This window comes from Streptomyces sp. NPDC004610 (genome assembly GCF_040609715.1).
Lineage (GTDB): Bacteria > Actinomycetota > Actinomycetes > Streptomycetales > Streptomycetaceae > Streptomyces.
Window position 1 is genome coordinate 88001 of the sequence record NZ_JBEXLA010000040.1, and the last position, 12036, is coordinate 100036.

Genomic DNA, 12036 nt, shown 5'->3' on the forward strand with positions numbered 1-12036 from the left:
ATGGGCCCATGGGTTCCACGGCACATCAGGGCGGCCATCCGCTCGACGACATCGACCGGCGCATCATCGCCATCCTCCAGGCCGACGGGCGGCGGGCCTACAGCCAGATCGCGGAGGACCTCGGTATCCCGGCCTCCTCGGTCCGCTACCGGGTGCAGCGGCTGGAGGAGAACGGCGTCCTCCAGATCGTCGGTATCGCCAATCCGCTGACCATCGGCTTCGACCGGTTCGCGATGATAGGGCTGAAGGTGCGCCCCGGCATGACCCGTGAGGTCTGCCGCCAACTGCGCGAACTGCCGGAGACCTCGTACGTCATCATGACGGCGGGTCAGTACGACGTGATGGCCGAGGTCATCTGCCGGGACACCGACCACTTCACCGATCTGGTCAATGAGCGGATGCATCTGATGGAGGGCGTGATCTCCACCGAGTCGTTCTTCGTCCTGGAGGTGCACAAGATGGCGTACGGGTGGGGTGTGGGCGAGGTGGAGACCCTGCTGCTGGACGGGCGGGGCGGGGCGAAGCCGACCGACGGCTGAGCGGGTCCGCTTCCCGGCCCCGGGCGTTGTCGGTGCCCGGGGTTATGCTCGTCGCCCCTGATGGGTGGGCCGGACGGAGATCGTGAGGGACTCGCGGCCATGGGGGGTGGGTGAGGTCCCCGGCTGCCTGCTCGGGCCCCGAGATGCCGATACGCCACCCCCCTTTCCCCCTTTTCCCTCACGTCCTACCCGCGGCGTGGGCCAGCGCGCTCGGGGCGTGGCGGCCGACGATCGCGGGGGCCTGCTGGATCAGGCTGTCGTCGGTGAGGGCGGCGACCATGAACAGGGCGAAGTCCACCCGCCGGGTCAGATCGCTGGCCAGCAGCGGATCCCCGACATGCTCGGCCCACACCGGCAGCCCCTGGCTCTCGCCCTCCTCCAGCGAACTGCCCCGCACCACGGTCCAGCGGGTGTCACTGGCGAAGATCCGGCGGCACGCCTCCACCTGGTCGTCGATCTCGGCGAACCGCACCAGCTTGCCGATGACGGTCGCGGCCCGCAGCCCGAGGGTGAACAGCCGTGAGTAGCGGTCCTTGCCGTCCCGGGTGATGTGCCAGCCGCAGGAGAAGACCAGCCGGGCGCCGGGCCGGGCGAAGTCGAGCACCGCCTGCGCGGTGCCCGAGGAGTACTGCCGCACCCCCCACGGCACCAGCACCGTGAGCACCCCGTCGCACCCCTCGACCGCCCGTCGGATCACCTCGCGGTCGTCGGTGTCCCCCGGCACCACGGTGATCCGCCCCTCGAACCCGGCCAGCTTGGGCACACTGCGCTCCCGGCAGACCCCGACCACCTCGTAACCGCGCTCCAGCGCCTGCCGGACCATGTACTGCCCGAGCTTGCCGGACGCGCCGACGATACAGACCTTGGCCATCCGCCCCGGCCCCTGCTCCCCGTCCATGCCACAACCCCTTCACTGCCACCGACCTGCGAACCTTACCTTGTAAGGCAAGGTAACCTTATGCCGTAAGGCAGTCAAGGAGAGCCGAGGCGAGAGAGGGTGGAGCAACGGATGCCCGAGGGAGGAAGGGCCCGGCGCGGCCCGGCGGGACGCACCCCGCTCAGCCGTGAACGGGTGATCCGTACGGCGGTGGAGGTGGCGGACGAGAAGGGGTCGGCGTCCCTCACCATGCGGGCCGTCGCGGCACCGCTGGGCGTCGAGGCGATGTCCCTGTACCACCATGTGGCGGGCCGGGAGGACATCCTCGACGGCATGGTCGACACGGTCTTCGGGGAGATCGAACTCCCGTCGCTCACACCGCCGGGCACCCCGGGCCCCCCGGGCACCGGCTGGCGGGAGGCGATGGCCGCCCGCGCCCGCTCGGCCCGCGCCGCGCTGCTGCGCCACCCCTGGGCGATCGGCCTGATGGACTCCCGCACCCACCCCGGCCCGGCGACCCTGCGCCACCACGACACGGTGATCGGGGCCCTGCGCGCGGCCGGTTTCTCGGTGCCGATGGCCGCGCACACCGTCTCACTGATCGACAGCTATCTCTACGGTTTCGTGCTCCAGGAGGTGAGCCTCCCCTTCCGGGGCGAGCCGGAGCGCGACGAGGTGGCGGGCGCCATCATCGACCGGATGCCCGCCGACGCCTACCCCCATCTCGCCGAACTGGCCATGGAACATGTGATGAAGCCGGGCTACGACTACGCCGACGAGTTCGACTTCGGACTCACCCTGATCCTGAACGGCCTGTCCCCCGACGAGGAGACGGCCGTCCCGGACTGACTCGGTCCGGGACCTCCCGGAGTGAGTCAGTCCCGGTCGAGGTCCCGATCGAGGTCCCGGTCGAGCGGGTTGGCCGTCACCCGGTCCGCCATCCCGCTCGCCACCAGCAGGGCCGCCGCGCATCCCGGCTTGCGGGCGGCCTGGTCCTCGAAGAGCCGGACGAAGGACGCCGCGAAGTCCCCGCGCGGATACGCCGCGACCAGGGCCCGGCGGAAGGCGGGGTCGAAGTCCCCGAGGGTCCCGCCGGACACATCGGCGGTGGTGCCCACCTGGAGCAGCCTGCTCTCCGGATCCGCCTCGGGTGCCACGTCGTCCCGCATGTGCAGCACGATCACCTCGGCGGCCCGGTCGCGCCGCTCCGGCGGCCAGCCCAGCCCGGCCGTGAGCACCCGCGCCAGGTGCCCGCCCGCCTCCTCGAACGGCAGGGTGTGGCTGTCGAAGGGCGGGGTGAGCCCCAGATCGTGCAGCAGCGCGGCGACGTAGAGGAGTTCCGCGTCGAAGTCCAGGCCCCGGTCCCGGGCCCAGGCCGCGGCGAAGAAGTAGGCGCGCAGACTGTGATGGCGCAGCGCCTCGTCCGCGTACTCCGCGCAGACCAGTTCCGCCGCGCGAGCCGCCCGGCCCTCCGGTGCCCGCAACCCCGCGACCTCCGTCGGCATCGGCCGACCCCCTCTCCCGCTGTCCTGTGATGACTGGGCGCAGCCTAACCAGTACCGGGAGCACGGCCGCGCCCGCCGTCGGGGGACAGGGACGGCGGGCGCGGGTCGGGACGGGTTTCCCCGGCCGGTCGGGATCAGGCGTCGGTGCAGTGGTCGCCGTAGCCCTTGCCGTGGTCCTTCTTGTCGCCGTACTCCTTCTTGTCGCCGTAGCCGTCATCGCCGTAATCGTGGCCGTGACCGTGGTCGCCGTAGCCGGGCTTGCACGGCTCGGGGGGTTCCTCGCCCTCGGGGGTGTTGTCGAGGCGGGCCGTGGCGGTCTCGCCGTCGGTGTCGAGGACGTACGGGCCGCTGACCGGGTTGTCCGGCAGGAGATAGCCGTCGGGGACGGCGGTCTCAAGCAGGTAGTAGGTGCCCTGCGGGAGTTCACCGAAGGTGCAGCGGCCGTCGGCGTCCGTGGTGCAGACGCCGCCGACATGGGTGTCGGGGTCGGCGCCGGTGGTCTGGAGGCCGGGGACGCCGTTGGTCTCCTGCCACAGTTCGAAGGTGGCCCCGGCCAGCGGGTCGCCGGTGTCGGAGTCGGTCTTGATGATCTGCACCGCGCCGTTGTCCTGCGGGACGTTGGTGGGCCGGTTGGCCGCGGTCACCGAGACGCCGTCGGGGGCGTTCTGGGCGGTGAGGACCAGCGGGCCGAAGACCGCGGGCTCGGGGAGTTCGTAGCCGTCGGGGGCGTCCGTCTCCTGCCAGTAGTACGTGCCCGTCTGCACGGTCCGGGCGCACAGGCCCTCGGCGTCGGTGACGCAGGGGGCGCCGACGCGGGTGTCGGGGTCGGTGCCGGTGGTCTGGAGGCCGGGAACGTTGTTGGTCTCGCGCCAGAGCTGGAAGGTGGCGCCCGCGAGGGCCTCCTGGGTCCCGGCGTCGACCTTCTCCACGCTGACCACGCCGGTGGCCGGCTCGGGAGCGCCGCAGTCGGGCAGATCACCGTCGAAGGGGTAGGCGTGGAACTCCTGGCCGCCGCCCCCGGTCGCGGCGGAGGTGTGGGTGAGGGAACCGGTGGTGAAGAACCGGCCGTTGATGCCCGGCAGGGTCACCGTGGTGCTGGATGCCTGGTTGCCGATCAGGAAGCTGCCCTGGAACTGCCCGGTGCCGATCAGGCCCACCGAGGCGGCGTCGGGGAAGTTCCACAGCAGGCGCTCGCGGTAGGCGTTGAGCGGGTCGGTGGCGTCGTCGATGCCGCCGCTGTAGGTGTTGATGGTGCGGTCGGCGCCGACGATGTTGACGAGGATGGTGGCGTTGGCGGGGATGTTCGCGAAGACCACGCCCTGCTGGCCGCCATTGGGGGCGGTCAGGTTGAAGTTGACGTTGAAGACCTGGAGGGCGGAGGTGCCGTCGCCGGTGAACAGGGTCTGGGAGCCCTGGTTGACGGCGGTGCCGGTGGCGGGGCGCGGGGCGCCGTCCACCCGGGCGTAGCACTGGCTGGCGTCGGTCAGCTCGTCACGCAGGTCCACATAGGGGTCGGTGGCGTCCGGGTCCTGCACCAGATCGGCCAGGACGGTGCCGGTGACGGTGCCCGCGTGCCGGACGACCCCCGCCTCGGCCAGCAGCCGCTGCCCGCTCGCCACGGTGATGTCACCGCCGGTGGTCAGCCAGTCGGCGCCGACCGGGGGCGGGACGCGGGAGCCGACGCCGACCTCGCCGAGGTTGTAGACCTGGCTGACGCCCGCGCGCTTGTTCATGTCGAAGTTGTCCAGGACGACGACCCGGCCCTCGGCCTCGGACGCGGCCTCGCGGACGTTGAAGTCGCTGCCGACGAAGATGTTGATGCCGTTGTCCCGGCCCGCGATGGGGCCGTTGCTGATACCGGGGTAGGGGTCGGGGCAGTCACCGGGGACACAGGGGCCGAGGCCACCGGGCAGCGGCGCGGCGGACGCGGAGGACACTCCGGGGCCGAGGACCAGCACGGGTACGGCCGTGAGCGCCACGGCGCAGGAGAGCCCCGCGGATCTCGCGCGCCGTCGCAGGCGCCCGGAGGGGCGGGGGGTGAGGTTGCTCATGCCCGGAGTGTCGAATCGCCGGGTGCCGCCCACCACCCGGGGGACCCCGGGGTTGGGCCGGTCAGTGGCCCCACTCACCGCCAGGCGTGAACGCAGGGGGCCGCCAGGAGTACACGAACGTCCGCTATGTATCGCCTACGGACCGTCACACCGTCGCGCCCACGACGGTGATGCCGCCTTCGCCCCGCTCGAACCGGGCGATCAGCTCGGCCGGGGTGACCGGGCCGCCGGTGTGGTCGAGCAGCAGCAGGGGCCGGGGCTCGCCGCCGTCCGTGCCGTCCGTCTTCGGCGGGACCAGGTCGGTGACGGTCTCGCGGCGGAGCAGTACCCGGTAGTCGGGGTCGCGGGGGTCGACCGGGAGCGCGTCGCCCTCCGGGTCACCGGCCTCCGGGTCGCCGCCCTCCGGGTCGTCGGCCTCGCGGGCGAGGACGGCCCGGTGGGAGACCAGAGTCACCGACAGCCGGTCGCCGGTCCTCTCATAACGGGCCGACAGATCCTCGGGAAGCAGATAGAACACACCCTCCTCCCCCTCGTGCCCTCTGCCCAGCAGCCCGCACACCAGCCGCTCACCGGGGTCGGCGGAGGTGTGGTCGAGCCCGAGGAACACCTCCGGGGTGTCCGGGTCGAGGGAGGGGATCGTACCGATCCAGAGCTGGGTGCCGCCGTCGTCGTCGTTCATGCGGCGCATCCAAGCACAGGGCCGGTCGCCGGGTCAGGCCCCGGGGTGGTCGTCCGGGGACACGGGCAGGGTGACCTCCCAGGTGTCCACAGCGAAGTGGGTGCTCATGCCGTGCCGCTCGTAGAGGCGCAGCGCGCCGGTCTCGTTGGCGGTGTCGACGCCCAGGCCGATGGTGTCCCGGCCGGTCGCCGCGTACGCCCCGAAGGCGTGCCGCAGCAGATGACCGGCGATGCCCTGACCGCGGAACGCCTTGCGGACGCCGAGGACGTTGATCCAGGCGTAGGGCTCGCGGTGGTCGGAGGTGACCAGCACGGCGGCGTCGCCCGAGCCGTCGAGGGAGGCGATCCAGACGCGGTCCCACTCCATCCGGTTGCCCAGGTTGGTGAGCCACTGGTCGTAGGTGAGGGGGGTGTGGTCGAAGTGGTCGACAAAGGTCTCCTCCACCAGCGCATGGGCCGTACGCCGGTCGCCCTCGTCACGGCAGTCGCGCAGCCGCAGCCCGGCGGGGGCGGCGGGCAGTGGGTCGGCGGTGGGGTCGAGCGGGCGGGTGAGGACGTGGTAGCGGCGGACGGTGGACCAGCCGCGCCCGGTGAGCAGGCTGGTGTCCAGGGTGGGCCGGATATTGAGATGGAGATGGACGACGGCCTTCGCCGCACCGTTGGCGCGGGCGCGGCGCACGGTCTGGGTCTCCATCAGGTCGAGAAGCTGCTCCCCCGCGTCCTGGTGGTCCGGCAGCACATAGTGGTCCATGTCGATCCGCTCGGCGCGCGAGTCGTCCCACACCAGCCCGTACGCCACGAGCCGCCCGTCATGGAACGCCAGCCACGAGTTCTCCGCGAGGGCGGCCTCGGGGTGGGTGAGGTCCTCCTCCACCTGGGCCGTGTCGGTCTCCTCACGACCGATCTCGATCAGATCGACGGCGTTCAGCAGCACGCTGATCTCGGGGGCGTCGGCGGGGGTGGCGGGGCGGATGACTGGGTCCATCGGACCACTGTCCGGGGTGGGCGGCGGGCGCCGCAACGCAATATCCGGGGGGGGAGGTGTTGGGCGGATCATGATGGACGGGGAAGGTCGAGGAGACACCGGAACCGTGCGTTGCTGGCCTCCGCGCCCCGCTCCCCCACCCTTGCCGTGAAGTCCCGGCAGGTCCCGTTGACGAATGCCTCAACGGCGCGGGTGTCCGCCTGTTGCCAACTGGGGATGCCGGAGAGCCACGTCCCCGTGTCCTCGGGGGTCTGCCCGAAGCACATCAGCCAGGTGGCGGTGTAGGCGGCGTCGACCCAGGCGGGCCCGAGGGCGGGCATGGCCCAGTCCACGAGGTGAGCGTGTCCGCTGCGGCTGACAAGAACGTTGTGGGGGTTGGTGTCCGTGTGGAGCAGATGGGTTCCGCGCAGGGCGTGCGCTTCCCGGGCACTGAGATGTCCGGCGAGGCGGTCCGCCAACTGGGGAACGGGAAAGGCGGGTGTGCGCAGGTGTCGCAGTCGGCGCAGCATGTCGGCGAGGGGGATCAGATCACCGGTCTCGGGCCCGTAGTCGATGTGCCGTCCGTCGACGCGGTCAAACACGAGACGGGGAAGGGGCACCGGGACACGCCTGAGTGCGGTACCCCCTCCTCAGCTGCGGGGTTGTTGTCAGTGCGGGTCGGGGACTCCGGGCCCGTTCTCGCTCAGCTGTACTCGCTCTCGAGCGTGCAATCGCCGGTGCTCGTTGCTCGCCTCACGCATCAGTGCTCGACGCTCCGCCGCTTCCTGGTTGTCCTGGGGTCCGGTCGGTTGCCCCTTGGCCGCCCTGATCGCCTCGGCGCGTACGGCCTTGACCGTCTTGGACTTGCCCATGCGGTGCTCTCTTTCGAAGGTGTCCCGGGCCCGGTCGGACCCGGGATTCCGCCCGACTGCGGCTGTCCGTCTCTGCCAGTCGAGCGGGGCTCGGAGGCGCCCAACCCCGTTCCGTCACTTCGGGACCAGGCACCCGCTCCCGCAGGACCGGGAATCTAGGTGCGGAGCACCATGCAGAGCGCGAATCCGCAGGTGCCGCTCAGTACAACGAGCAGAAGCGGCCCGGTGACTGCTGCGGCGAAATCGCGCCAGCACTTCAAGAGGATCGCCCCCGTTCACGTGTCCGCTGGAGCTTGCCGAGGGCGATCAGCTGGCGGGCCTCGCGCTCCGTGCCCCGTCTCAACCGGCTGAAGTGCACGCGCCAGCTGAATCCGGTGGGGCGCTGCAACTCAACCCAGCGACCGTCAAGGCTTCTCACCCTGCCGGGCATGTCGTAGTCGAGATCGAAGACGACCATGCCGATGACGATCTCGTGCGGGGTGTGGAAGAACGGGTGCGGTCGGTTCACCCGGGTGGGCGCGGGAACGGGAACGGGGGGAACGGGGTTACGACTTGTCACAGGGACCGGCCACCCTCCCGGCGCTTACGGTTGTGCTCGCGGACCAGTTCCCGCGATTGGGCAAGGGACTGACCGCGCTGCCCGGTTTCCGGGCGGAGCCCCGAGTGGTTGCCGCCGCACCGCCCACGGCGCACCCCTCGACCGGGGCGGGCTGTAGAGGGGGCACGCGGAGCGCCACGGGCTTGGGTAAGTCAGTCATCGATCAGCCTCCGTAGGCAGGACTCAACGTTTCTGAGCGAGTCAGGGGCCCCGACTGCCGAGTGAAGGACGGGGCAGTCGGGGCCGGGAGCGGGTGAGTGCCCGCCCCCCTTCCTTCGGCTCAGTGGTGGTCGAGCCACACGGGGCCGAAGGGGCACCGTTCCATGCGATCCTCCGCAGCGCCGGGGGGAACGCTGCCGCACGGAACGGGGGTTCAGGTCCGCCCGGCTGCCCGACCTCGGGTCAGCCGGGCGAACGCGAGGGTCACGTCATCCCCAGGGGGCGCCCCCGCTACTGCGTTCGTTCAGCTCGGCGAGGGCGGGGCGGAGTCGATCTGTCACGGTCGCCGGCCGGATGTCCGAACGCCACGCGGGCCACTCGACACCGCCGCCGGGCGGACGGAGCGCGTATCGGCCGTCCGCCCAGGTTCCGCCGGTGTCCATGAGGATCGCGAGTCTGTTCCGCGCGGTGTCCAACACCAGCTCACCGACGCGGAGTTGGGGTGTCGGGGGATTTGTCGGTACGTTCTCACCGGACATGACGACTCCTCTCCGTAGTGATTCCACTACCGGGCGGAATCAGAGTGGCGTAGGGTCGGAACCCGATCAACGTGGCTGTCAGGACGCGACAGTTGGGGCAGGGATGGTCAATCGCAAGGAACTGAATCCGGATGCGTCGCCGCAAGCGGCCTTCGGGGCACGCCTCCGCAGATCACGCGAGGCGAAGGGCTGGACCCAGGAAGATACGTCCGAGCGCATGGGAGTATCCAGCGGGCATATCTCGGGAGTTGAAACAACTCGCAAGTCGCCGTCCTTGCACTTCGCGAAAGCTGCGGATGTTGCCTTCGGGCTGGTGGGAACGGTAGACACGTTCGAACGCCAGTGGCATGAGATGCGTAACGGCAGCTTGCTGGAGGGATTTCCTGAGTACGTCGGCTATGAAAGCCGTGCAACCGAAGTCCGTCTGTTCGAGGCAGGCTTGATCCCCGGACCACTTCAGGCGCGCGAATACACGCAGGCACTTGCCGACTTCGGCGTCCAGCAAGGGGACATAACACCCGAGCAAGCCACTGAACGGGTCACTTTCCAGGCGGATCGACAGGCAGCACTGTTTCGGACCCCGGGCCCGATGATCCATGTAGTGCTGGATGAGAGTTGCATTCGACGACCCATCGGCGGACCGGATGTGATGAACGCCCAGTTGGCAGGCCTCCTTGAGTTCGCAGCCATGCCCAACTCTGGGCTACAGATCGCCCCATTCAGCATGGGCGAGCGTCGTCCGTTTAACCGGTTGGTCAACCTTTTGACCATGACCGATCGTTCCGTCATGTCTTACGTTGAGTCGCAGACTCAGGGGCATTTGGACCGCGATCCGTCTTCCGTGCTTCCGCTCGTGAGGAAGTACCATCAACTTCAGATCGAGGCAGCGTCACAGGCTGAGTCCGTCGCCATGATCGAACAGCTACGAAAGGGCACTTTGTGATGGCCAAGACCGACTCCTCCCCACTTCAGTGGGTCAAGTCCTCATACAGCGTTGACAACGGCGGGTCCTGTGTCGAGTGGGCCCCTGACCGCGTCACCACGTCCGGCGTCGTCCCCGTCCGGGACAGCAAGAACCCACACGGCCCCGTACTGAACCTGTCCCTCAGCGCGTTCGCCGGACTGGTCGCCCTCGCCCGCTCCAGCGACAGCTAGTTCGACCCGCGTGACCCCGAGCCCCGCCGCCTCCCATCCTCCGGAACGGTGGGGCTCGGGCACGTCACACCCTGAAGACCTCAGGGCAGCGGGACTCTCCACTCCAGGCAGGTGCCGGGGCACAATGTCGAGCGTGCCGCCCAGGCAGTGTTGCCCATCTTGGCGGCCTACCATCGACTGCAAGCCGAATCACTGCCGCGATCAGTTTCCCTGACCGTGATCCGCACACTACGGAAGGGCACCTCGTGACGAACGAGTCACCTCAATGGTTCGCATCATCTTTCAGCGCGAACGGTGGTCAGTGCGTAGAGGCAGCCGCAAACCTCCTCACATCACAGGGCGTGGTTCCCGTCCGTGATTTCAAGAACCCTAATGAGCCAGTTCTGATGCTCTCCCCCTCGGCGTTCGCCGGACTGGTCGCCCTCGCCCGGTCCAGCAACATCTAGTCGACCCGCGCGACCCCGAGCCCCTCCGCCCCCAACATCCGGAACGCTGGGGCTCGGGCAGCGGACTGACATCCGTCCTGCCCCTGGTGAAGAACCACCATCAGCTTCAGCTCGGGGCCGCCTCTCAGGCGGAATCCGTAGCCATCACCGAACAGCTACGAAAGGACACCCTCCGATGCTCACGACCAACACGCCCCCGCTCCAATGGGCCAAGTCCTCATACAGCGTCGACAACGGCGGAGCCTGCGTCGAGTGGGCCCCTGACAGCGCGACCGCCTCCGGCATCGTCCCCGTCCGGGACAGCAAGAACCCGCACGGCCCCGTACTCAACCTGTCCCTCAGCGCGTTCGCCGGACTGGTCGCCCTCGCCCGCTCCAGCGACATCTAGTCGACCCGCGCGACCCCGAGCCCCTCCACCCCCCATCATCCGAAACAGTGGGGCTCGGGCACGTCACACCCCGAAGACCTCAGGGCAGCGGGACTCTCCAGTCCGTGGCGCAACCATGTGGACGTCGACGTACCGGCGAGAAGCCGATGAACCAGGCCGAGGTGAATTGCCGAGTGTATTGAGGGGCCCCGTCGGCCACCGCTCGGCGACGGCCGACCACAATGGTCACCACCGAATCATGAGGAGCGCGACATGCCTGCGCAGGACTCCCCCGCACGGCCGGGCATCGCGCCTGCCGCTCGCCGCACCGCTGGGACCATGTTCGCCGCCCTCTACGGCACGCTGGTCCCGCACGCCTGGTACGACCCCGAGTCCGAGCATGACGCCTACCAGTTGTTCCACCAGCGCTCGCTGGCCATGGGCTGGCTCGATGACCGGGCCAGCGTCCCGGAAGTGGACGCGCCCGGTGCACACCCTGCTGTCGCACCAGGACTGTGGGCCATGAACGACGCGGGCTGGAACCACCCTCTCGCCGCGCGGGCATCGGACCTGATGGCGTGGTTCCAGGTCGAGGCCAGTGCCGTGGCCGGTGACAGACCGCTCCCCGTGCAGCCGTTCCTGCGTTGCGCACAGGACACGACAGAGCGGATCGGGGTCGTGCACCTCGCCGCGGTACAGGTTCTCTTGCCGGTTCAGGGGATCGACTCCTCGGCCCGCCCGCCCTACGCGACGGTGCCGTCCATGCAGACGCCCGACTGGTTCGGCACATCCGATCCAGGGGCGCGGACAACGGTGAAGGTCCGTATCGACAGCGGTCGCGACCCGTCCGCCACGGAAGTGGCATCGCAGCTCGCCCACGGCCTCGGCCTTCTGGAGCAGAACGTGTTCGCGGGCGGGCTTGATGACAGTGCTCCCCCGGATTTCTTCCCGGCGCCGCCGTTCGACGACCGTTTCTGGAACGGTCCGCCCCTGCACGGGGCATCGCTGTCCGGCGCACTGGCGGAGTGGTCCTGTGACGCGGTCGGCTGGCTGGCCGAGGTCGTAGCCGACTCCGCTGCCCGCCTCGGTGTCCATGTGCCGCTGCTGCTGACCGTCGCACGGGCCTGACCCCTGGGCAGGGGTCAGGCAGCGCGTTCGCCGGACTGGTCGCCCTCGCCCGCTCCAGCGACATCTAGTGTGATGCGCCGGAAATCCTGAGGATTAGTAAGTACCCTGTTGCCATGTCGCATTCGGGGCCCTCTGCTGTGGCGATCACGTTGTCCGAT

15 protein-coding genes are annotated in these 12036 nt (G+C 69.7%); 7 read left to right on the forward strand and 8 right to left on the reverse strand.

Features of this window, described 5'->3' with window-relative positions:
- The first annotated feature begins 8 nt into the window (after positions 1-8).
- Positions 9-539, forward strand: a complete 531-nt coding sequence (locus tag ABZX40_RS34265; protein ID WP_355746366.1) for an Lrp/AsnC family transcriptional regulator — start codon at positions 9-11, stop codon at positions 537-539.
- A gap of 178 nt (positions 540-717) precedes the next feature.
- On the opposite strand, the gene ABZX40_RS34270 is transcribed toward ABZX40_RS34265, so the two are convergent.
- Positions 718-1437 carry an NAD(P)H-binding protein gene (locus tag ABZX40_RS34270; protein ID WP_355746364.1) on the reverse strand — a complete coding sequence of 240 codons (720 nt, stop codon included), beginning with the start codon at positions 1435-1437 and terminating at the stop codon, positions 718-720.
- A gap of 111 nt (positions 1438-1548) precedes the next feature.
- Between ABZX40_RS34270 and ABZX40_RS34275 the strand changes: the two genes are divergently transcribed.
- Positions 1549-2265, forward strand: a complete 717-nt coding sequence (locus ABZX40_RS34275) for a TetR/AcrR family transcriptional regulator C-terminal domain-containing protein (protein ID WP_355746362.1) — start codon at positions 1549-1551, stop codon at positions 2263-2265.
- Between the two features lie 26 nt (positions 2266-2291).
- Here ABZX40_RS34275 and ABZX40_RS34280 read toward each other — a convergent pair whose 3' ends face one another.
- The 7 genes from ABZX40_RS34280 to ABZX40_RS34310 form a co-directional block, all read right to left on the reverse strand.
- Positions 2292-2921 carry an HD domain-containing protein gene (locus ABZX40_RS34280; RefSeq protein ID WP_355746359.1) on the reverse strand — a complete coding sequence of 210 codons (630 nt, stop codon included), beginning with the start codon at positions 2919-2921 and terminating at the stop codon, positions 2292-2294.
- A 134-nt stretch (positions 2922-3055) separates the two neighbouring features.
- Positions 3056-4972: a choice-of-anchor A family protein gene (locus ABZX40_RS34285; protein WP_355746356.1), complete on the reverse strand. Its 1917-nt coding sequence runs from the start codon at positions 4970-4972 to the stop codon at positions 3056-3058.
- A gap of 145 nt (positions 4973-5117) precedes the next feature.
- A complete protein-coding gene (locus ABZX40_RS34290; RefSeq protein ID WP_355746354.1) occupies positions 5118-5651 on the reverse strand; it encodes a hypothetical protein in 534 nt (177 codons plus the stop codon).
- A gap of 33 nt (positions 5652-5684) precedes the next feature.
- The gene (locus ABZX40_RS34295; protein WP_355746351.1) at positions 5685-6635 is read right to left on the reverse strand and encodes a GNAT family N-acetyltransferase; all 951 of its coding nucleotides are present in this window, start codon (positions 6633-6635) and stop codon (positions 5685-5687) included.
- Between the two features lie 68 nt (positions 6636-6703).
- Positions 6704-7216 carry a phosphotransferase gene (locus ABZX40_RS34300; RefSeq protein WP_355746348.1) on the reverse strand — a complete coding sequence of 171 codons (513 nt, stop codon included), beginning with the start codon at positions 7214-7216 and terminating at the stop codon, positions 6704-6706.
- 66 nt (positions 7217-7282) lie between these two features.
- A complete protein-coding gene (locus ABZX40_RS34305; protein ID WP_355746345.1) occupies positions 7283-7486 on the reverse strand; it encodes a hypothetical protein in 204 nt (67 codons plus the stop codon).
- 256 nt (positions 7487-7742) lie between these two features.
- On the reverse strand, positions 7743-7994 hold the full coding sequence (locus ABZX40_RS34310) for a hypothetical protein (RefSeq protein ID WP_355746342.1): 252 nt from the start codon (positions 7992-7994) through the stop codon (positions 7743-7745).
- Between the two features lie 891 nt (positions 7995-8885).
- On the opposite strand from ABZX40_RS34310, the gene ABZX40_RS34315 reads away from it, so the two are divergent.
- From ABZX40_RS34315 to ABZX40_RS34335, 5 genes are all read left to right on the forward strand, one after another.
- Positions 8886-9725, forward strand: coding sequence for a helix-turn-helix transcriptional regulator (locus tag ABZX40_RS34315; protein WP_355746336.1), 840 nt, complete (start codon positions 8886-8888; stop codon positions 9723-9725).
- Entirely contained in the window at positions 9725-9937 is a 213-nt protein-coding gene (locus tag ABZX40_RS34320; protein WP_355746333.1) for a DUF397 domain-containing protein, read from the forward strand. Before ABZX40_RS34315 ends, ABZX40_RS34320 begins: the two co-directional genes overlap by 1 nt.
- Before the next feature lie 245 nt (positions 9938-10182).
- A complete protein-coding gene (locus tag ABZX40_RS34325) occupies positions 10183-10383 on the forward strand; it encodes a DUF397 domain-containing protein (RefSeq protein WP_355746330.1) in 201 nt (66 codons plus the stop codon).
- Positions 10384-10558: 175 nt separating this feature from the next.
- The gene (locus tag ABZX40_RS34330; protein WP_355746327.1) at positions 10559-10771 is read left to right on the forward strand and encodes a DUF397 domain-containing protein; all 213 of its coding nucleotides are present in this window, start codon (positions 10559-10561) and stop codon (positions 10769-10771) included.
- Positions 10772-11089: 318 nt separating this feature from the next.
- Positions 11090-11878 (forward strand): hypothetical protein, encoded by a 789-nt coding sequence (locus tag ABZX40_RS34335; protein WP_355746324.1) that lies wholly within the window; start codon positions 11090-11092, stop codon positions 11876-11878.
- Positions 11879-12036 lie beyond the last annotated feature (158 nt).